This window comes from Phytohabitans aurantiacus (genome assembly GCF_027923225.1).
GTDB classification, from domain to species: domain Bacteria; phylum Actinomycetota; class Actinomycetes; order Mycobacteriales; family Micromonosporaceae; genus Phytohabitans; species Phytohabitans aurantiacus.
In genome coordinates this window covers 15,774-37,342 of sequence record NZ_BSDI01000028.1, presented here as the reverse complement: position 1 = coordinate 37,342, position 21,569 = coordinate 15,774, and the positions used below count along the sequence as shown (strand labels likewise).

The following is a 21,569-nucleotide window of genomic DNA, read 5'->3' as shown; positions in this document are numbered from 1 at the left end:
CACGCCTACTGCGCTCGCAGTAGTTTGATTGCGGCCACGGCCACGGGCTGCTTACTGTCGCCCTGTGGGATCTAAAGACCTGGCCAGGGGCCGCATGGGGGCCGGCGGACATCATGCGGTCGCCTACCTCAAACAGGTGGCCGACCAGCTTCATAGGCTCGCCGCAACCCATCCCACCGCCACCCGCGTAGCCGGCGCTGGCGCCCTCTTCCTGGTCTCGATCATGATCACCGCGATGCCAGAACGGTCCGCGCTCACGCCCGGCGCCGTCGTCACCGCCATCGTGGTCTCGGCCAGCTTCGTCGTCGTCCCCGCCCTGCACTGGCCGAACTGGCTCATCCTGGCGACCGCGACCGCAGGCGCGATCGGTGCGATGCCGTCCGGAGCGGACGACTCACCGGCCCGGCCCGCGCTGGTCGCCGCGATGCTCCTCTACTCGCTGCGCAGCGACATGACCGCCGTGATAGCCGCAACCGCCGCTGTCAGCATCGCCTCGGTACTGGCCGGCAGCGTGGTAGCCACCGTGCAGGACCGGATCGAACTGGACAACATCGCGGTCCTGCCATGGGTCGTGGCGGCCGCTGCCCTCGGCCAAGCCATCCAGGCCAACCAGGCACGGCGCGCCATGCTCGAAGAACGCGCCCGGCGCGCCGAACAGAGCCGCGAAAACGAGGCCCGCCGCCGCGTCCAAGCCGAACGGCTCCGCATCGCCCGCGAACTACACGACGCGGTCGGCCACCAGGTAGCGCTCATCAACGTGCAGGCCGGCGCCATGACCCTCCTGCTTGACAGACATGACCTGGCCCACGCCCGCCAGTCCCTGGAACACATCCAGAACGCAAGCCAGGCCGCGCTCACCGAACTCAAGCTCGCCGTGGGCCTGCTGCGCCAGCCCGGCGAACACGAGAGCGTCGAACCCGCCGGTCGGCTCGACCGGCTCGAGGAACTGGTCGCCACCTTCACCGCCACCGGACTACGGGTCACCTGGAACGTCACCGGCTCCGCCCGGCCCCTGCCCGACGCCGTCGACCTCACCGCCTACCGCCTGATCCAGGAATCCCTCACCAACACCGCCAAACACGCCGCGGGAGCATCCGCATCCATCCGGCTCGACTTCCGACCCGGAACCCTCGCACTCACCGTCGAAGACGACGGACCGGCGACACCTGGCGCCGCGGCACGACCGGCAACCGGCGCCGAGGCCGGCCAGGCCGGGCACGGCATCATCGGCATGCACGAGCGAGCCACCGCCCTCGGCGGCCGACTCACAGCCAGCCCCCGCCCCGAAGGCGGCTTCCGCGTCACCGCCGAACTGCCCACCCCGATCGGCGCCGCAGCATGACCGCGGTACGCGTGCTGCTCGCCGACGACCAGGACATCGTCCGCTCCGGCCTACGCCTCATGGTCGACAGCGCCCCCGACCTGACCGTCGTCGGCGAAGCCGCAACCGGAGCCCAAGCCGTACAACTGGCCCGCCAAACCCGCACCGACGTCATCCTCATGGACATCCGTATGCCCGAACTCGACGGCCTCGCCGCCACCCGCCACATCACCGCCGACCCCGACCTGGCCGGCGTGAAGGTGCTGATCCTGACCACCTTCGAGGTCGACGAGTACGTCTTCGAAGCGCTACGCGCCGGCGCGAGCGGATTCCTCGGCAAGGGCGCACGCCCGGAAACGCTGATCGACGCCATCCGGACCGTCGCCCGCGGCGAGGCCCTGCTCTCACCCTCCGCCACCCGCGGGCTGATCGCCCGCTACCTCGCCACGGACGACCACGGCCCGGCCTCGAACCCCGAACTGCTCAACTCGCTCACCGACCGGGAACGCGAAATCGTCGCCCTAGTCGCCACCGGCATGTCGAATGCCGAGATCGCCGACCACCTCACCCTCAGCCCCCTCACCGTCAAAACACACGTCAACCACGCCATGACCAAACTCGACGCCCGCGACCGCGCACAACTCGTCGTCATCGCCTACCAGGCCGGCATGCGCGCTCGCACCTAGCCGGAGTGATCCCCACGCGGCACCCTCCGGGCCCAGACCGGGCAGGATTGCGCCCTCGCCGGGCGTCACCTGAGCCGTACGAGGATTGTGGGAGATATAGCGAGCCCACGATGCCATCACGGCACGGCGGCCGTGGCCAGCCAACGCCACCGCGTCGTGAGCCCGGCATCGCCTTGCGCACAGCAACTCATATAGCCACGGCCGGGCCGGCCCCCGCCCTCATCCGGGTTAGAGCCGTTGTTGGGCCCAGCGGAGGAGGTCACGGATAACGGCCCGCGCGGCGCGTTGCCGGGCCGAGCATCGCGACCAGATCGCTGGCATCACCACTCAGTACAGGACCGAGGCAGGCAGGACCGCGGCTCACACGGACGGACGCGGTCAATCAGATCGCAGCCGAAGCCCGACAACCGCTCCCCCCGGGCTTGGCCCCGACGGCGCGTACGAGCAGGGCCGGTGCGAACCATCCGAGAACGCGGCCTAACTAGCGGTTTTACCGCCTTCGTAGGCCGCGTCTGGGTACGCGTTTCGAGTGGGCGATACTGGGATCGAACCAGTGACCTCTTCGGTGTGAAGGATGTAGGAGTGTCCTATCACACACGTGTGGACGATCTTCGATTGGACTAACCTCCTGGTCAGAGCGGCGAGGTCGGTGCTTCCTCATTTTTCCTCATCGGTCACCATCGGTCCAGGTCCACGGTCAAACGACGGTCAAACGATCTTGGAGTGCGGGATGGGCTTCACTCGAACGCGCGTCGGCAAGGACGGCAAGCCGCGGTACACCGCCTACTACGTCGACATCCGCGGCAAGGAGCGGTCCGCAGGCACATTCGGCGACAAGAAGGCTGCCAACAAGGCGTGGCAGAAGGCGGAGGTCGAGGTTGCGGCCGGGAAGGTCGGTGATCCCCGGCGCGGCCGGCAGATCTTCCGGCGATACGTCGAGGTCGAGTGGTTCCCGAACCACCAGCTTGAGGCCACCACCCGCCAGACGTACACCTATTTGCTCGACCGCTACATCCTGCCCGCGCTCGGCCCCATGCGCATGGTGGATATTCTTCCTTTCCACGTGCGCGAGTGGGTCTTCAAGCTTCAGCAACAGGGCGTGAAGCCGCCGACCATTCGGTACTGCAAGATAATCGCGGATGCCATTTTTACTACGGCCCTGAATGATCAGATAACATTCTTGCACGCCGGCAAAGGCGTCAAAACGCCTCCGGTGGCTTCGAAGCCTCGACGGATCATCACACCCGAGCAGTTCGACGCCTTCTATTGCGCCCTGCCGGAGAACGACATGCGCCTCATGGTTGAGACCGATATCGAGACCGGCCTTCGTTGGGGCGAGCTGACGGAACTACGCCCCAAGGACTTCGACTTCTCCACCGGCGCGCTTAGAGTCTCGCGGGTTGTTGTCGAACTTAATCCGAAGTTCCACCCCGACGGCCAGCGGTTCTTGGTCAAGGACTACCCCAAGGACAAGGAGTGGCGGCAGTTTCGGGTCGCAGATCACCTGCTGGACAAGATCAAGGACCACATCGCCGCCCAGGGGCTGGGCCTCGACGACTTGCTGTTCCAGCTTCGCCAACCGGATGGGCCGCGCAGGCGGATCCCTGAAGTGTTGCCCGACCCAAAGACTCTCGGTCGGACGGAGCCGAACGAGAAGGGCAGGACTTACTTCCACGGCACGCCTACCGCGTACGGGGCTGGAAAGTGCCGGTGCCGGTACTGCAAGGATGCCGTCGCCGCCTATCGGGCGCGACGGCGAGCCGATGGACGGGATAACCCCCGGTCACCCAAGAGGGTGGACACCGACGGGCACATCGGCCGCGACTGGTTCCGCCGGAACGTGTGGACCAAGGCGCTCGACGACGCCAGGCTCGGCATTCATGTGACTCCGCACGGACTTCGCCACGCACACGCGTCGTGGCTGCTGGCCGGTGGCGCCGATCTTCAGGTGGTCAAGGAGCGACTCGGGCACGGCAGCATCAGCACCACGGGCAAGTACCTGCATACCTTGCCCGGCACGGAAGACGCGGCCGTCAACGCCTTGGCGCGCATCCGCGGCAGGTCCCGCGGCTGAAGATCAAGCGCGCCCGAATCTGTCAGAGGAACTGGACAGTTGCGCAGCTGAGATTCCCCCGGGCTACCCGGCAGTGTATGTAACACTCATGGCGACGCGGGACCCCTATAAAGTTGAGCTGTGAGAGGCCACACTTTCATACAGGGGTTCCGCGTCTTTACGTTGCACCGCGACAGATTCGGCGCGTCTCAGCCACCAAGCCGCCGACTACTCAACGTCCACGATCTGTTACGCGGAATAGCTCACTCTCGTCCTGCAAGCGATGAAGCGGCGCGGCTCGCAGTGGCCTAACTCGGGTAGCAGCATCGGCTCGACTGTGGACAGCGATCAGGAGAGCATCAAGTGGTGACGACACCAGTGACTGGCTGGCGGCATCTCAACCAGGATGAACGCAGCCAGGGGCCATCTGCGCTCATGTGTCCTTGCCGCACACGAAGAATGTGAACAACGGGATTTTGTCGGTCCTATGGGTGAACTTCACTCGGTCGACGGTTTCAATCCGGTATCGCTCCATATCGATGAAGTGATCCCGGAATCCGACGAGGCGCCAGCGGGCCTGGAGCGCCGCGTTGTAATAGTCCACCAGCGGTCGCGAGTAGTAGGTCAGCGGGCCCACGATCCCGGAAATCATCACATTCCGCTCTTCGCGAGAGCCCACCGACTGGTCAATGAGAAAGCTTCCGTTATGGAGCACATGCCCATTTGTGTGGAAGTACGGATGCATCAGACTCACGATCAGACGGCCACCCGGCCGGGTGACCCGGTATGCCTCGCGAAATGCGCCGTACAGGTCGTCCACCCACATGAGCACCAGGCTGGAAACGACAAGGTCGAATGAGTCATCGTCGTACGTCAGGCGGCAGACGTCCTGGCAGTGAGACCGAATGCGGCTGTTGTTGCGCCGCACCGGCGGGACGACGTCGCACTCGCAGCCGCCGAGTGGCGTGATCGCGTCGAAGAGCCACCCGGTGCCGCAACCGGCGTCGAGTACCTGCAGCCGACGCATGTCCCCGATCAATTCGATCATGTGTGGCACGAGACCGGTACGGCGCAGGTACTCTGAGTCGTAACGTGGATCATGAATCAGAGCCTTGTACGCTTCGAAGGCATCCTGCCACTGCTGCTTGTTGCCGATCGCCATCTTGTCGCCTTTGGTTTGCGGATTTCCGTCGTACATAGATCTTGGAGTGCCAGACAAGAGTCCGGTCAGCCCTGCTGTTCCCTGCCAGTCATCGGCGGGACGCACCAGTAAGTGGTCGACAGGACCAGAAGTGGGAGGGCCAGGCCGGCTATAGCAACAAGTCGTCGTCATCCTCCTGCATGCGGTCGAGCGCCAACTGACCGAAACGCACGTCCGCCGGGTTTTTCAACGCCGCGTATGTGCCTCTGATGCCGGGCTCGATACGGCGGGTCAGGGTGACGACGTCGACCCGGCGCAGTGCTGCCAGGATGCCGTGGGCCGGCTGGCTCAACTGCCGAGCGTGCCGCTCGACGCCATCCACCATGACGACCTTATCCTCCAGTGAAAGTGGTTGGCGGTCCGTAAGACGGCGTACGGCCTCCACATGGTGGTCCGCATCCGTTTCATTGAGGATTCTCCGTATTGCCGACAGTCGCAGGTACGTCTGATTGGTGTTGAAAAGAGCATCGGGTGTCCGCCCTCCATCCAAAATGGACATGTGGGAGCCGTACGGACCGTCGGTCATGCATAGGGCGCCGCCAACGTCGTAGGTGCGTACGGTGATCGGCAGCGGATGCGCCAACGGCGAGCCGGTTTCATCCATCGACCAGCCCGACTCGTCCCCGCGAACGGCGATCGATACACCCGCGCGCTGCACGCAGGCACTGAACCCCCAGGGCACGCCGGCCAACACACCGTCCACCATGGGATGCCGATCGAGGTACCCAATGATGCCCGGGTTGAGTCGGTAGCCTACGTCATCCCCGTTGGCAGAAGCGATGTACGAGATCCCCTGTTGCTCCCAGGTATCCAGGAGACCGGAAAGAACGAAGCACGACAGCAGGCCCATGCCACCCGAAGGCTTGAGACTAGGCCGCCCCCGTGCATCGCGCAGGATCACGTCGACCCAGCCGTCACGGGGATTGTCGTTAAGTAGCCCGACGTCTATTCGGTAGATGCCGTGCTGCGCGAAGATGCGCACTGAACGGCGGTACGGCTCTACGAGCCGGTCGCGCCATTCGTGCAGTGCGGCCTGACTTGTGGGCGACGCCATCACCGCCATCGGCACGCGCCCAGGCTGCCCGGCGTCCCAGTGCCTTACGTTTGCGAGCCGGATGTCTATCGCTGACAGTCGCCGCCTACGGACGATGAACGCCGGGACGAGCGCTTTCTGGCGAGCCGGATCGGTTTCGGGTACTCCGTACCCGCCGAAGCGTCCACCTGTTCCGCCAGCCGGAGCCAGCACTCCGACTCCACCTGCGGCGATAATGGCGGTGCCCCGGGCTTCATCCCGAGCGTCTGGCAACGCGGTGACGGTAACCAGTGGTTCCTTGAGCACCCCAGCATCGGCACCGGGGCCATCGCTCACGCTGTTCGGCGGTTGCCGCAGCGCTCGGTCCAGGAGGTCGAAGCGCACGCCGTCGGCATACTGATTAGCTGGGCCGAATACTGGCGGCACGAACCGAAGGATCTCCGCCGTACATGCCTTGAGGTCCAGCCCGCAGGTCATGTCGGTCAACCAGCCGCTCGGCCGCTCAGGCAGCACGCGGGGGTCCGCCAGAACGATACGCTCGATCTCGGCGTCGGTCAGGCCGCCCTGGATCAGTCCCGCCGTCAGCAGATCCGGGCCCGACGCACAGTCGGGCGCAAGCTTGCGCAGCTCAGTCAGCCCGGCTAACAAGCCGTCACTGCTGTGTACCAGGTTGAACCTCGAGGTGACCGGCCTATCGTCGGCAAGCGGCATCAAATGATCGACGGCGTCCCGGCGTAGGGAGCCAGGCCGGCAATGCTCCGGCCTGCTGTCGTCGCCTATGAGCGCTCGACGCACATCACCAATCTGGACACCGCTGCCCTCGATCCCCAGGTCGAACAGCCAAGCGACGGGATCGAACAGATCGACCAGTCCGGGCACATGACCGTTGATGACGATGACCGGCGCGCCGGCGTAGAGTCGATCATCGCGTAGGGCGAACGCCGTGAGGCTGGACGCTATCCGGCTGATACCGACCGGAAGCCGGCCACGAAACCAGTCGTACTGCGTGGCGTCGCCCGCACCGAGTAGTGCGCTGGTCGCCCTACCACCGTAATGCCGGATGAGCGTGTCGCGGCTGACCGGTCTGCGGCCGGTCTCCCAAATCCGTGTGAGCTCGCCCGGCGTCAGGCCGTTGTCTCGGATGGCCCTGGCACCGGAGACCACTAGTGAGGAATCGTATCGACAGCCGAAGATCGCCAAGAACTCGTCGCGGTCGAAGCGGTCCGCCAACAGATCCCACAGAGCCGGTGCGGTAGGGCCTTGGTCGAAATACCGGGTGGCAAGCGGATAGAGCGACTCGACGACGTGCCTGCCGGCGTCGGATATCCGACGTAGCCCGCTCACAGTCACGCCGAATGCCGACAATCGGGCAGCTACACAGGCAAGGCTGGTATCGGTCGCGAGATGCGGTCCTTTGGTGACGACGCAGAACATCGCACGAGGCCCACCGGCACGGGTCTCGCCCGCCACAATGGACACTGCATCGTCCACGACGGCGTCGAGTCTGTGCGGTACAGGCGCCGCGCGGCCCCCCGCGAGCGTCCACCGGCCGACGGCACCTTGCAAATCTGCAAGGACCAATGCCTTATCGATCAACGACGCCTCCCGATCGAGAGGTGGTGTCCGGCCTTCTGGCACCACCAGTATGGGGGAGGCGAAGTCGATCCGATAGGGGAACGTAACGAGAAGACATCGCCGTAATGGACATGCTAGCCTCCCAGCAGCGGCCACTGACGCTGCGCTCCGTCACCGCGACAGTGGGATATTTCGGCGTACCGCCCACCCGTCCGAATGACGATCAAGGACCAGGGTGAAGTCAAAGCACCTACCATTAGCTTGGTCGTCGATCAAGGGATACAGAATGAGTGAGTCAACGCAGTCTTCGGCTGTCGAGCTTCCCGAGGAATTGAGATTCGTGCTCGACCTAGACGCCCTGAAGGACCTTGAACGGCAGAACCCGCTGACCGTGGGCAGCCGACGAGAACGTGTGGCCGAGCATTCATGGCACGTTGCTATCGCCGCGCTGCTGCTCCAGGATTTTGCTGACGAAGACATCGATCTAGGCCATGCTGTACTGCTCGCTGTGGTCCACGATGTTGTCGAGCGCTTCGTAGGTGACACGTTTGCCTTCGGCGATGGGAAGGCTGGGCAACATGAGCGCGAGCACACCGCCATGAAGCGGCTGCGGGAAAGCACGGACGCGAAGGCTATTCAGCGACTCGTGGACTGTTGGCAGGAATACGAGGCGCAGGAAACCGCGACCGCACGATTCGTCAAAGGACTCGATGCCCTGCTGCCGATCGCGCAGAACTTCAGTAATCCGGAACAGTCGTCGTGGGTAGCACATCGCGTGGCCGCTGAGAAGGTCAGAACCCGACTACGGAGCCATGGCGCAGCGGGGCGACTACGGGAGATCGCCGAGCAAATGATCTCTAGTGCGCAGGCACGGGGTTATCTGACCTGATAACGCTAGACGAGGGGTGGGCATGTCGCAGTCGCCACTTGTAACGCTCGCCGCCGGGATGATCGGCGCAACTATAGGGTTGTTGGCACCCGTGATCGCGGCCTCGCTCACACGCCTCGGCGCGACGAAGCAAGCACAGCGCGAGGTCGCGGATAGCATTCTCGACCTGCTTAGTGAACCCAAGCCTATCGACGCTCTACTGACCGGTTCGTTCAGCCCCGCACGCCGCAGGCTCTACATCCTGGGCATCCGGCTACGCGACGACGTGGCCCGCCGGGCCTGTACAGACCTTGTCAAAGCCGCTGGTGACGTCGGCGCGTCCGAAGACGACCTCTTTCCTGCCTGGCAGAACGCAATCACTGAAGTCAGCCGCATATCGCGCGGAAAGCGCTAGGCCCACCATGACAACATACGAATCACCCGAGGTCCGGGCAGCCAAGGGCGCGTCAACTCCACGACAGCGCGAAGCACCCACGATCTCCGTACACGCCCGGATCAGTCCCGGCATCGACGTTCTTCTCAACGAGATGCTGGATGCCAGCGAGGTCTTCATCGTGGGCGTGATGCCCTGGGAATGCTCCCGTCGGCTCATCACACTACAACACCAGCGTGTGGAGGCCGGCAATCCGCCGCCGGCGAAGACCGTTCACTATCTCGTTCCCGAACGGGACGCGAAGAACACGGGTGCGGCGATGGCCCCGCGCATCCAGCGGTGGATCGCCGGTCTGTTCGGCATGCGTAACTGGGTGGTACCGAATCGGGATGATAGCGCCAACCGGGACAATTTAAAGATCTACCTGTATCAGTACGATGCCGGCGGCTGCACCATTCTCGTCCGTAAGGATGCCGACTACCGGGCGACGAGCCTGACCTATATACCTGCGGCCGGTTATCCGGTGGAGGGAATCCTCACAGTCGCTCCCCTTGACCCGGATCAGACGGCTGCCGTCCAGCGGCACGTGCTCGACAAGCTTCTGCCCGGCAGCCGTCGATGGGAGATCCGCCAGGTCCGTTGCTACGGGCCTAAGTGGGAACCCGGCGACGATGCCAACGCCTTCACGCCACGGATCTGGCGGCTTAGCAAGGAGCGCAGGCTGGAGCCGCACGAAACCGAGCCTGCCGTCGTGGTCGCCGTCTGCGGGCAGACGTCACAAGGCTCGGTGGTTATATTGAAGAACCGGGACCGATCCAACTCGATCGACGACTTTGACCGGCTCTCGTTGGTCAGTGAGCACGTCATCGTGGAGGACCTCGTTGACTGGATCAAGAAGGTCCCTGGCCCGCTCGATCCCGACGACGTACGGGCCCGGGAGCAGATCTGGCGGGCGGCGGGCCGGCCCGAGCGGCTGCTGTTGCAGCAACAGTTCTTCGCCGAGGCGGCACAACGCGAGCTGTTTATCTCGTGCGGATTAAACGTTGACTTCGATCGACTCCAGTTCCACGGCTACCGTCTGGTCAACCGGGAAGACGGCACGCACCTGGGCTTCGCCGTCTTCCGCCTAGACCTGATTCAGGACGAGGATATCGACGAGCTCGACATCGTGGAGGGCTGGAGCAGCGACATGCGCCCCATCCCGGTCGCGATGCTCTACCAGGATCCGTACGTCAACCGGCTCAACCGGTTTCTCCGCCTCCAGCAGGGGTGGCTCCTGGCGAACGTCCTGCCCAAGCCCCGGCCGGGAGAGCAGCGGTGAAGGTCGGCAACGGTTCGGCGGTCGACGACCCGGTCGGCGTGATCTCGGTCGTCGTGGCGGATGAGGCGAACCCCGGCATGGTGCTGCTCGGCGTACGGAGACCGTCGGCACTCTCTCCACGCCATCCTGGCGTGCTAAGCACGCCCACCCTTCGACTGCCCGCCGATGTATTCGGCCTGCTTACGGCGGACATGCCCGAACCAGTTGCATGCATAGGGATTTACCCGGTCAACGGGCCCGAATTCGTGGTAGGCAGGGGCGGGTATCTCGGATCGGCGCACCCATTCGCAGTGGAATCATTGTTTGGCCGCAAGCTAGGGCTCGCCGACTCACTCGTCGACGGCCGGTTCGAGGCCGTGGCAGTGCCGCGGTTTCTTGCGCTGGACGCGGTGGAAGACCCCCTCGGCACGGGGGAGATCGAGTGGACGGCGATCTTGACGTACGGGGTCCACATCCGCCGTGCCGCCGACGCCATACCGACGTCAACGGCAAGCTACTCCCGGCTGCTGTGGGCATCCTCGGCCAAGCTACCGCGGGCAGTGGCCCACCGAGATGCGCTGTTGCTGGACGAGACTCTGGACGCGATCGAGGTATGCGTCCAAGGCCTATGCCTGCGGGCCGCAGTGCACATGCTGACCGCGGCGACGGGCGAGGCCGCGTTGTAGCCCGGCCGGCGAAAAGGCGACGCCAAGGAAGGCAAGGACATCGAACGGGTGACCTGGAGGGTGACAGTGACCAACGCGGCTAAGTGCGTGTTTGAGAGGGCGTTGATCAGACACGGGGTTATGCGGCTGATGCCAGCATAGTTGATGTTGTATTGAGGGTGTTCTCGTAGGCGATCGGGGATTGGTGTCCGAGGCGTGAGTGGCGGCGGAGCGTGTTGCAGGGGTGCAGCCACCGGCAGGCGGTCAGTCGGGCTTCGCGTTCGTCGGTGAACGCGCGGCGGCCTTGCAGGGTTTCGCGTTTGAAGGTGGCATTGAAGGATTCGCGGCGGCGTTGTCCGCGCTGGAGCCGATCGCGCTCATCGATTGGCGCACGCCGGCGGCTTGGCAAGCGGCGGCGAACGCGGCGGAGGCGTATTGGGCCGTGATCGGAGTTAAACCGATTTCGGTTTAACTCCGATCATGCCGAGCTTTGGGATAAGCCGAGGGATCGTGGGACGGCCTGGTAGGAGCGCTGCTGGGTCTGATTTCTCGGCTTAACGATCCTGCGGTTGGCGGCTACCGTCCGCCGTGTCCATTTCGCGCTGCGGAGAGGAGACGGCCATGGATGTGACGGTCGCAGGGATCGGGTCGGTTGTTGTCGCGGAGTCGCGGGCGGCCGGCTACATGGAGTCGACGATCGGCCAGTACAGGAAGTCGATCAAAGCGTTGACCGACCGCGGCAGCCGGTACACCTCGGCCGAGTTCCGGGCGACACTGACGCGGCTGCGGATGCGCGCGCCGATGGGCCGGGTCGGGCCCTGCCTACGACAACGCCGTCGCCGAGTCGCTCTCTTCGCCACCCTGAAAGCCGAGATCGGCACCCGGGTGTGGGTCACCCGCCGACGCCCGCCAGGCCGTGTTCGCCTACCTCGGCTACTACAACCACGACCGTCTACACTCGACACTTAACCACCGCACCCCGTAAGAAACCCGTGTCTGCCACCGTCAGCCCATCGCCTCGTGGCTTGAAACCCCGGTATCCGGTCCCGGGGTGGAACCTCACTCATCTTCCCGGTCCACACCTGACGCAGTCACAGCCACGCCTTTTCCAACGACGCTCAGGACGACGGTCTTCAGCCAACACCCCTCGTGGTGGTTTGAAACCTGCGTCCGCACGCCGGTTCCGGAGGGCCAACAAACCTCCATCTCCCATACAGCGACACAGCGACTGCGGGCAGAAGGCACACACGCCTCATGGTTCGTGGCCGGTGGCGCCGATCTTCAGGTGGTCAAGGAACGACTCGGGCACGGCAGCATCAGCACAACGGGCAAGTACCTGCACACCCTGCCCGGCACGGAAGACGCCGCCGTCAACGCCCTCGCGCGTATCCGTGGGCGGACGGCGTCTATCGCAGCGCGTTGACGATCGTCGCCTGCCTGGTCACACTCTCACGCCAGCGCGATGACCTGAGCCTGATTGGATGCCAACGCGGGCTCGGACGCAGGGGTTGAGGTCACCGGTTCTACGCCGACGAGGTAGAGGGGGTCCGGCCGGTCCGGTGTCGCCAGGGCGAAGTTGACGTCCGCGTAGAGCGTGTACGCGAGGCCGAGTGGGTTGCGGCGCGCCAGCAGATCCTGTCGAATTTTCAGGAGCGCGGCGCCGGCGGTCTGTCCGTCCAGGAATGCATGGAGGAACTTGGCACCCACCTCAGTCGCGAGCTGCTCCCAAACTGAGATTTCGGTGCCGAGCAGTGCCCCGGCCATTCGGTCCTGGACGAGTTTACGAAGGAACGGGCTCAGGGCATCCGGGCGGAACGCCGCCGTCCGGCATCCGTTCAGCACGATGAGTGGCCGGTGCAGCCACGCATCCGCGTGGAGGTCTGCGGCCTGGAGGGAGCGTTCGTCGTCACCTTCCATCTGGAACCGGAGGATCGGTGGTTCGATGCCGGTCCCAACTCCCCCGTCAGCGTGGCAGTAGAGGTAAACGATGTCGAGGTCGACCGCCTTGAGACTGTCCTTGACGTCGTCCGCGTCGTACGCCTCCGCGACGATCTCGGCCATGCGGGAAGTGGTGGTCACAGTCTTCTTCAGCCAATCAAGATGCTTCGCCGCATTCGGAAGGCCCGCGTTCATGCCGACCACCATCTGGAGCATGGGCGACCCGCGCAGATCCCGAGCGGCTTCCGGGATGGTCGCACCGGTCGTAGTCACCTGCTGCACGGGCAGCTCGATCTGATGCCGGAACCCCCAGAAGCGGCGGGCGCAGACGACGGTGCTTTCGATGTACAAGGGTGCCCCGGTCGCCTGCGCCAACGACCGGCGCTCCTCCTCGGGGCCAGCCAGCAGGCAACCGGGCAGCTCACCGCAGCGCCCCGGCGGCATCTGCCCGTCCGGACCGGGCAGCCCGGCCGGGCAGGTGCCGTGTGCAACTGGTTGTCCGCCCGAGCGACGCCGCCTCTGCGGAGGTTCGTAGACGCGGTCGTAGGCCGCCGCCCAGGGGATCACGTTGTGCAGATAGACGTGCGCGATGTGGATCGGTCGAGGGTCGAGGTCGAGCAGCTCCGCGATCCGCTCTCTGCTTTGTTTGTCCCCGGGCACGACGGCGTCGAAGAGATTCCACCCAACCTCCGCGAGCCGGACCAGATCAACATCGAATCGTTCCGGCTTCCCGGCGTTCGAGTCCTCGCCCACGCCATACCCATAGGAGCGATGCTCCTCCAGCACTCCCGGCTCGGCCGGGGGCGTCGACAGATCCTCCAGCGCCTGCCGGACGTCGGTGACGAGCTTAGGCAGGTCCGCGTCGGTCCGGACCTCGGTGAGTAGCAGGTCCTGGCCCTTGACTGTCACCACGCTCCGGCCGACCAGGTCGTTGACGACGAGGCTTAGGGCGCGGTCGTTGGACGGCGCCGCCATGTCGCTCAGGTTGCGGGTGGCATACTCCAGCCGGGTCCGCCAGGAAGCATCTGCCACGTCATGCTCAGACAAATCGAGCAGGCGAGCCAGCTCGGCCGGATCCGGCTCCTGCTCGCCGGTCGCGTCGTCGACGAGCGCGGCGAGCCGCACGGACTGCACGATGTTCGTCCCGACGTATAGACAGACCCGTAGTGCACTGGCGCCGGCACGGCGGGGGACGACGGTGAAGAAGATTTGTTGACTGGGCTCGTAGCGCGGCACCCACAACTGCTGCACAGGCTCGCCGACGACGTCGAAGTCGATGCCGACTACGGCGACCTCTGCCCAGGCACCCTGCTGACCCGGCTCCCACGCGAACACCTCTTCCACCAGTGCCAGCGCGCCGGTGGGCGTGCGGTCGGGATCCTGAGGCCCCACGTTGACGCCGAGAAGATACGGTCGGGCGCGGAGCAGCGAGTGACCCGTCGGCGCGACCAGTTGCGGCGATTCCTCCTCAGTGTGCAGACCGACATTGAAGAAGCGCGGCGGGGTGCCGGGGGTTGGCGCCTCGCGAATCCGTGTCAGGGGCGGGTCGACGACGCGGCCACCCGTACCGATGCGACCGATCCTGGACATCGAGCGGACCCAGGCAAGGTGCCGGGACACCGGCACGAAGCCGCCACTTTCCATGTCGTACCGTGCGGACTCATAGCTGAAGTCCGGCAGCGTCTGAGCCAACGTATCGAAGTCGGCTAGCCGGTCTGCCCGCTCGAGCGTGCGGCGGAGCGCGCGCACCCCGGCGTCGTCGCCCGGGTCGATCAGCCGCTTCGATAGGTCGTACAGGTCAGTCACTACTCGGGAGATGCGTAGCGCCTCCTCCCCGTGACGACCAACCGTGAGCCCGAGGCCGGGCGCAACGGTCCCGGCGGCCATATCCAGCGGTTGGTCATGGATGATCCGGATGTAGAGCGAGAAGAGGGCATACGGCGACACTCGGTCCGCGACGACGACCGCTGCCCCACCGCGTGCGGTCAGCTCTGCCGCGAGCAGCCGAGCAGCAGCCGCCTCCGCGGCAGTTTGACAGTCGACCACCAGCAGCCGTACCTGGCGACCGGCCGCGATTCGCTCGAACCAGCCAAGGGTTCCGATCCCGTCGGGCTGGGCGGTAGACAGGAGCCCACGCGGCGCCCCTGCCCGGCTCGCCTCGACCGGCGCGAGTATCGAGCCGGCCAATTCGATCACCTCGACCGTCGGCCACGCTTGGAGACCCAGGAATTCCTCCATTTGGACCACTGGCGTCCGCCCCACGACGACGGCGTCGTCACTATCTGCCGGCATGATCCTCTGGATCATTTGCTCGAGCGCATGGGTCGGCACTGGGCTGCCCGGCAAGACCGAGTCGAGCCGGAGCATCCGCAACGGGAACGTCAGCGACATGTCGAGGACCCGTGGCCGCGACGGCGACACCCGCACGATCGCCGCCGATCGAACGGAGGCGTAAAGCGCTGCCTCCCACGGCAACGAGATCACCTTTGGTCCATGCAGATCCAGCGTGACCCGGACTAGCGTGGCTCGCAGGGGATCCATGACCGCCGGAGCGGATGATGCGGTCGCGCGCGCGAGGTGCCGGGCCACCCGGCCACGCGGTCGCAGCGGGGGCGGGATCGACTCGCCGGCCCGCCACGCACGCAGCGATGCCGGGGTTAGGTACACCGGCGGGACGCCGTCGAGGTGGATATCGGCGCCGCCCGTGCGCGACTGCCAAGCCGCGACCTGAACGTCGTGCCGCACGAACTCTTCTCCGGACACGTCGCCACCTCCGTCCTACTCAGCGGCATTCGGCTGGGTCGCCGTCGCGAACTGGCGACGCAGGCCCGAGAAGCCTCCAAAGACCGAGTCGCCAACCTGATGCAGGCCCAGGCCCCACAAGATCGCTGTCAGCCAATCCTCCAAGCCCCCCCAGCTCGCATCGGGTACGAAAAGTAGGAAGAGGCCCAGCCCAACCGCTACGACAAGGATTACGGCATTCGTCAAGCTGTCAAAGACCAGTTGCCGAATGCGGATCTGCGTAGCCGACGACAACCTGACTTCTGTGGTCGGCCCTTTCTCCTCGGCTGGCCGCCACGCCAGGTGCGCAGCCGCCACCGATGGCGCAGTCGCAACGGGGTTCTTGCTAGGACCCATCCGCCCAGTAGTCACCGCCTCCTTCTCAAGGTTCTCGTACAGACTCCGCGCATGCTCGTAGTGCCGTCGGGCCGCCGGCATGTCGCCGGCCGTCGTCGCCTTGTCCGCTTGGTCGATCGTCATGCGCAGCGTGCCGAACCTCTTGTCTTCAGCTGCGCCGGCGGAAGGCTGTTGAGTGACTTTCCGCAAACTCTCAGTCGCCACGCGCAGGCCGGCGATCAGGATGCCAAACAGGCGACGAGAGGCGTCGCGGTAGGCGGTTTCCGCAGACTCAGGCACGGTGGCGGCTCGGGCGGTTCGCGCCGCTGCCGCCGTCGCGCGCTTGAGGTTGTTCCAATCTGTTGGGTCCACCCCGATTGGGGCGGTGCCCGTGGCGGTCCGGTTGACCTCGTCGGTGAGCTCTCGGGCCAGTCCCAGCCTGGCCTCGCTGTATCGAGCGTTGGCGTCCTGCATCTTCCCGACGCGCATTGCCTCCTTGGCGGCGTCCACATGTGCCAGCACGTCCGACCGGCCCGACGCGTCCGCCGCGAGCGCATCCAGTGCCCTACTGAGCGTCGCCGCGGGCTTCGCCTTGCTCTTCAGTTCCACGAGAGCCCGATCGGCCTCCGTCAGTAACGCATCGCGCTGCGGATCGACGAGGTCGGCCTCGAGATAGGCAGTCACGACGGAGAGCAGCGAGACCAGTTCGGTGGGGTTGCCCGCCGCGTCGACCGCGCGTCGCAGCCGAATCCACGTTGGCAGCCGGTTCGCCTTGTCGGCTGCCGATGTCAGGTCTGCCTCGCCCGTTCTCTCTCGCTGACCGTACTGTCTGCGGAGTTGGTCAAGCTGCTCCTGGACGGTTCGCTTCAGCGGCACTTCGGTCTGCTCGTCGAGCGGTGTGAGGTGTTTGAGGGCGATATCGAGGTCGTCACGGAGGCGGCTGAGCCGTAGCTGGGATGTCAGGGCAGGCCGGTAGGCGGTCAAGTACCAGCGCAGCACCGCCGAGATTGCCACGCCAAGCAGGATCGCCAGCGCCGCCAGCAGAATGCCTTGGTGTAACAGGATCGAGATTGGGCTAGTCAGCGCCGAGGTGTCCCCGGACGCCAGTCGTACACTGCCGGTGTACTTGCCGGGATGGCTTAGGCCGGTAACCCGCAGCGTAATTTCTCGCGTCTGGTTGGGCTCGAGCGTCACCGTCTCTGTCCGACGGCCGTCGACCATCACCTGCACGGTGTCGTAGTCAGCTGCGACCGGGCCGCCGCGAGTGTCCCTCGTAAGTGCAATAAGAGCCGGTGCATCCAGGACAACTCGCTGACCATTTGTCTCCCTTAGCAGCACGCGCACGTCAACGTCGGTCGGACGAAAGCCCCACAGCATGCGCGCCTGCACCGTGCCGATCGGATCCACGGCGACGGTTGGGGTCACCCTGGTGCGGCGGACGATGAGGTCCACCAGCAGCGGCTCGGTGCCATAGACGACCGCCACGGTGCCGCGGTAGTCGCCGCCTACGGGGAGATCCGCAGCGACTGTGAACGCGAGCTCACCCTGCGCCGGGACCACCAACTGCTCGCCGACGTACCTCCGACCGCTGAACTCCACCGTCGTTGGCACCTGCATCGACAGGGGATCCGTCAGTGGACTCACCCGCAGCTGGACCGGTGTTGGTGCGCCTGACGTGGACAGCACGCGGAAGGCGCGCTGGAACTCCGGCACCGGGCTTTCCATCGACAAGCTGCCGCCGCTTGCACCGTCGAGGCGCAGGCCGGCGTCGGTGTTCTTCGTAACCGCTATAGCCAGCTGTCCCCGGAGCGCCCCGCCATCCAGGACCAGCAGCGATCCATCGTATGTACCGGGCCGGGGCACGCTCACTCGGAGCTGAACCACCGCAAACTCCCCCAGTGGCGGCAAGGTGATCCCCGTCGCCTGCTGATTGGACTCATCGAGAACCATCAGCGCACCAGAATCAAGCCGGGGCAGGAATCGCACCTTAAGAGGCTGATCCCCGGATTGGCCGAGGAATACCGTGACCGATCCGCCGGTCTCGCCGGCAGGCACGGTGAGGGAGATCTTGGACGTTTCCGCGCCCGCAGGACTGAGCCGGAACTGGATCTGGTCGGCGCCAAACGCGGCCGGCGGTGAAACCAGTGAGAGCACAAGCGCCACCGCAGCCACAACAAGGATAGAACGACGCGTTCGACGAGTGGACCGTTGCACTGCGCCACCCCCGATCCAGGAGGGACAGTCAATTCAGCAGAGTGTCGATGGCCGAGTGGGCGTTACCTACCTCCGGTGACGCTCAACCGACCCCACTAGGCAGGCGAGCCGTCGTGGTTCCACGCGTCCGCACAGACGCCTTCGCACGAACGTACGGCGGCGAAACCCTGACCGGGCACTTGTAGTCGGGTAGCGGACGACAAGCCAACCCTTCTGGACCCATATGTTAGCAGTGGTGCGGGTTCGTCGCCCTAGATTTCGATCACCTGCCCGGCGATCAACCGACTATCCAAATGGACAGTCCGACGTGGATGGATAGACAACCGATGGATCACAGATCTCCTCCGGACATTGCAGTCAGCCGGTCGATCATCGTCGCCGTATCCTTCAGCCATCCCTGAAGCTCAGCGACGGTCGCGGGCAGCTCGTACGTGTGGTGGTGCATGGCACGAGACAGCCCATGCCACGCGGAGGTCGCCAGCGCGGCGGTGTCGCGGTCAGCGAGGACGGGCAACGCGAGCAACTGGTGCCGCATCGGCCGCCCAACCAGGCATTGCGCCCGATGCTGCTCCCAGTACCGCCGCATCGCCTGCTCCAGCGCGAGCCGGGTGAGAGCCGCGCAGGCCCTCGGCCAGCTGCGACGCAGGCTGGTTGGCGGTGCCGCGAGCAGCGTGCGGGCGAAGTCCAGCAGCGTGCGGGGAGCCGGCGCCGTCACCGTGGCCTCAGCTTCCGGACGACCCGTTCGGCGTCGTCGATGAGCGCGTGTAGCCCGCCACCGGCGGGCTGGCCGTGGACCCCCTTGTTGGCGGCGCGTACGACGCGCGGTGCGGCGGGGTCGAGGCTGCTCAGCGCGGCCTGGTAGTCGCTGGTCTGCCGGCTGCCGTGCAGCAGCGCGAGCCGCAGTGCGTCGTGAAGTGACTTCGCGCCGGCCAGATCGGCCTCGGTGTCGGCGATTGGCCGGCCGGCGTGGAAGTCGCGGACCCGTATGGCCTCGTGACAGGCGAACTCTAGGGCGTCGCGGATCTGGTTGCACACCACCAGGACGCGTACCGGCTCGTCCAGCTTATCGTCGGCGGCGATGGCGCGGGCGTCCTGAAGGTAGCGACGGGCCGGGTCACCGTCCTTGTCATCGGAGACGACGACCTGCGAGCGGGCCAGCCGGCTGACAGTCAGGATCCGGGCCTGTAGGCCGAGGTGACGCACAGCCGCCGGCAACCGGTCGTCGTGGGTGAAGACCACGACCTGACGGGTACGGGCGACGCGGTCGAGCACCTGGGCGAGGCCGTACACCTTGAGCGGATCCATCGACTGCACCGGGTCGTCGATGAGCAGGAAGCGGAACGGGCTCTCGGGCATGGTGGCTCGGGGCAGGAACAGCGCCAGCGCCAGCGAGTGCAGCTCACCCTGGCTCATCACGCCAAGCGCCGCGCAGGCCGCGCCGTCCACTGTGGCGTCCAGGGCGACCCTGCGGGATGTGCCGGTACCGGCGAGGCGGATGCCGCCCAGCTCCACGTTGCTTTCCTGGCGGAGAGTGTTCCAGATCTCCGTGGCCGCGTCCGCGATCGGTGCGAGCTTCTGGTTGCGGATCTCCTCCCCTGTCTCCCGCAACCAGGTGATGGCCTTCTGGAGGGCGGCATGATTAGCGGTGGCCTGTCGGCTGGCTTGTTCGGCCGCGACGTACTGCCAGATCTGCTCGACGACCGGCCGCCACGCCTGCCGGCGCTGGGTGATCACCGTGCGAGCCGCGGCCTGCGCTGACCGCAGCGCCTCCTCCAGGGTGTCGTGGGCGGCCAGCAGCTCATCGAGGCGTTGCGCGGCGATCGCGTCCGCCCAGCGCTTGGCCGCTGCGACGGTCTCAGCCATCCCCGCGACGTCGGCCGCGGGCAGTGGCGGTACCCACGTTCGCAGCGCCGCCCAGCCGGCCCGCACCTGTTGGTGTGCGGCTTCCAGCGACTCGGCCTGGGTGGTCAGCCGCTGCTGCTCCGCGCGGGCCTCGGCCGCCCACGTGTCATCCAGGGTGCGCCCCCCGCACACCGGACACGCCTGGTCGGGATGGGCACGGTGGTGCTGCAACGCCTGCTGAAGCAGGCGGGCGACGGCGCGCGCGTCCTCGGCCGGGGTACCCGCCAGATCCTCGATCCGCGCCTGCGCCGCGCGCAGCCCGTCCAGCAGCGTTACTAGGTCGGCGCGGGCGGACAGCTGCAGCGCGTCGAGTTGGCGCAGCGGGAGGGCCACCTCGTCATCCGCGACATCGTCGGCGTACCCGATGAGTGCCAGCTCCCCGAGGTCGGACAGCGCCTGCTCGGCGGCGCGGGCCCGAGCGTCGGGGTGTGCGGCGAGTGTGTCGCGCAGGGCGGGCAGCAGCGCGGCGCCGGCCTTGCGCTGCCCGTCGGCTGCCTTGCGGGCCTGCTTGAGCATCGTCTCCAGATCGACGAGCCGTTCGAGCCCGAGGATGCTCTGCAACGAGTCGTGCATGTCGCTGGGGCGGCCGCTTAGCAGCCCGCCCAGTTCCGCGTACGAGAGGAACGGACGGTACAGCTCCAATGGTGCCTGCCAGCCCGATTCGGCGATCGACTGTCGCGGCCGGCCGTGCAGCTGGAAGGACGACCGGCCCGCGTCCAGGTCGGCGCCGGTGGGCCATTGCCGCCGCACCGTGGCGCCGTTGCGGTGGTCCTCCACGCCCAGTTGCACCACGATCGTGGGGTCATCGGTGACGTGCAGGTTCCGCCAACCGTCCTTCCAGACCTGGGTGCGGCCGGACCAGCGGCGGTTGTCTCCGGTGAGCGCCAGCTCGACCGCCTCGGCGAAGCTGGATTTTCCGGAGCCGTTGCGGCCGGTCACGATCGTCAGGCCGGGCGCGGGCGTGAGATCGAGTCGCGCCGTCGGGCCGACGCCGCGAAATCCCGTCACCTCCACAGAGGACAGGTACGTGCCTTTCCGTTCCTCGGCTTCGCCGGGCTGCTGGGGAGGTTCGGGTGGCGGCTCCGGCCGGGTCGGCGCGGTCCCGCCGAGCGCCTCGGCGAACTCATCCGGGCCGAGCAGGGCGGCGTAGAGGAGGTTCGCGGCGGCCTCGGGTAGCGCCGAACGATCGAGCCGATCAAGGACGAGTTGGTCGACGGTGTCTGTGCGTACGGCGGTCATGTGGGCCTCCATTGAGAACGCACCGCGCCGCCGGACCCCGAATGGGGTCAGGCGAACGGGTGC

Annotated in this window: 14 protein-coding genes and 1 pseudogene; 8 read left to right on the top strand and 7 right to left on the bottom strand. The window is 66.1% G+C overall.

The genetic code is table 11. The features are described 5' to 3' along the window. Nucleotides 1–64 precede the first annotated feature (64 nt). The 3 genes from QMG73_RS25500 to QMG73_RS25490 all read left to right on the top strand — a co-directional run bounded on the left by QMG73_RS25500 (nucleotide 65) and on the right by QMG73_RS25490 (nucleotide 4,081). Nucleotides 65–1,342: a sensor histidine kinase gene (locus QMG73_RS25500; RefSeq protein WP_281899739.1), complete on the top strand. Its 1,278-nt coding sequence runs from the start codon at nucleotides 65–67 to the stop codon at nucleotides 1,340–1,342. Beyond that, on the top strand, nucleotides 1,339–2,007 hold the full coding sequence (locus QMG73_RS25495; RefSeq protein WP_281899737.1) for a response regulator transcription factor: 669 nt from the start codon (nucleotides 1,339–1,341) through the stop codon (nucleotides 2,005–2,007). The genes QMG73_RS25500 and QMG73_RS25495 overlap by 4 nt, the downstream gene beginning before the upstream one ends. Nucleotides 2,008–2,737: 730 nt before the next feature. Next, nucleotides 2,738–4,081 carry a tyrosine-type recombinase/integrase gene (locus QMG73_RS25490; RefSeq protein ID WP_281899735.1) on the top strand — a complete coding sequence of 448 codons (1,344 nt, stop codon included), beginning with the start codon at nucleotides 2,738–2,740 and terminating at the stop codon, nucleotides 4,079–4,081. Nucleotides 4,082–4,493: 412 nt separating this feature from the next. On the opposite strand, the gene QMG73_RS25485 is transcribed toward QMG73_RS25490, so the two are convergent. Together QMG73_RS25485 and QMG73_RS25480 are read right to left on the bottom strand one after the other, a co-directional pair. Next, on the bottom strand, nucleotides 4,494–5,222 hold the full coding sequence (locus tag QMG73_RS25485) for a class I SAM-dependent methyltransferase (RefSeq protein WP_281899733.1): 729 nt from the start codon (nucleotides 5,220–5,222) through the stop codon (nucleotides 4,494–4,496). A 148-nt stretch (nucleotides 5,223–5,370) separates the two neighbouring features. Continuing rightward, nucleotides 5,371–7,890, bottom strand: a complete 2,520-nt coding sequence (locus tag QMG73_RS25480; protein ID WP_281899731.1) for a hypothetical protein — start codon at nucleotides 7,888–7,890, stop codon at nucleotides 5,371–5,373. A 265-nt stretch (nucleotides 7,891–8,155) separates the two neighbouring features. Between QMG73_RS25480 and QMG73_RS25475 the strand changes: the two genes are divergently transcribed. From QMG73_RS25475 to QMG73_RS25460, 4 genes are read left to right on the top strand one after another with little or no spacing between them, the layout of a single operon-like run. Then, nucleotides 8,156–8,758 (top strand): HD domain-containing protein, encoded by a 603-nt coding sequence (locus tag QMG73_RS25475; RefSeq protein ID WP_281899730.1) that lies wholly within the window; start codon nucleotides 8,156–8,158, stop codon nucleotides 8,756–8,758. Between the two features lie 22 nt (nucleotides 8,759–8,780). Beyond that, complete coding sequence (locus tag QMG73_RS25470) at nucleotides 8,781–9,152, top strand: hypothetical protein (RefSeq protein ID WP_281899728.1); 372 nt, start codon at nucleotides 8,781–8,783, stop codon at nucleotides 9,150–9,152. 7 nt (nucleotides 9,153–9,159) lie between these two features. Continuing rightward, nucleotides 9,160–10,452 (top strand): hypothetical protein, encoded by a 1,293-nt coding sequence (locus tag QMG73_RS25465; RefSeq protein ID WP_281899726.1) that lies wholly within the window; start codon nucleotides 9,160–9,162, stop codon nucleotides 10,450–10,452. Then, nucleotides 10,449–11,117, top strand: coding sequence for a hypothetical protein (locus tag QMG73_RS25460; protein WP_281899724.1), 669 nt, complete (start codon nucleotides 10,449–10,451; stop codon nucleotides 11,115–11,117). Before QMG73_RS25465 ends, QMG73_RS25460 begins: the two co-directional genes overlap by 4 nt. A gap of 118 nt (nucleotides 11,118–11,235) precedes the next feature. Here QMG73_RS25460 and QMG73_RS46445 read toward each other — a convergent pair whose 3' ends face one another. After that, nucleotides 11,236–11,505 (bottom strand): integrase core domain-containing protein, encoded by a 270-nt coding sequence (locus QMG73_RS46445; RefSeq protein WP_407676856.1) that lies wholly within the window; start codon nucleotides 11,503–11,505, stop codon nucleotides 11,236–11,238. Between the two features lie 489 nt (nucleotides 11,506–11,994). On the opposite strand from QMG73_RS46445, the pseudogene QMG73_RS46440 reads away from it, so the two are divergent. Further along, nucleotides 11,995–12,081, top strand: a pseudogene (locus QMG73_RS46440) (integrase core domain-containing protein); the annotation flags it as partial. Between the two features lie 464 nt (nucleotides 12,082–12,545). On the opposite strand, the gene QMG73_RS25450 reads toward QMG73_RS46440, so the two are convergent. The 4 genes from QMG73_RS25450 to QMG73_RS25435 form a co-directional block, all read right to left on the bottom strand. Continuing rightward, entirely contained in the window at nucleotides 12,546–15,797 is a 3,252-nt protein-coding gene (locus QMG73_RS25450) for a hypothetical protein (protein WP_281899720.1), read from the bottom strand. A gap of 15 nt (nucleotides 15,798–15,812) precedes the next feature. Next, nucleotides 15,813–18,314: a hypothetical protein gene (locus tag QMG73_RS25445; protein ID WP_281899719.1), complete on the bottom strand. Its 2,502-nt coding sequence runs from the start codon at nucleotides 18,312–18,314 to the stop codon at nucleotides 15,813–15,815. 382 nt (nucleotides 18,315–18,696) lie between these two features. Beyond that, nucleotides 18,697–19,080, bottom strand: a complete 384-nt coding sequence (locus QMG73_RS25440; RefSeq protein ID WP_281899718.1) for a hypothetical protein — start codon at nucleotides 19,078–19,080, stop codon at nucleotides 18,697–18,699. After that, nucleotides 19,077–21,506, bottom strand: a complete 2,430-nt coding sequence (locus tag QMG73_RS25435) for an AAA family ATPase (RefSeq protein ID WP_281899716.1) — start codon at nucleotides 21,504–21,506, stop codon at nucleotides 19,077–19,079. Before QMG73_RS25435 ends, QMG73_RS25440 begins: the two co-directional genes overlap by 4 nt. Nucleotides 21,507–21,569: the final 63 nt, after the last annotated feature.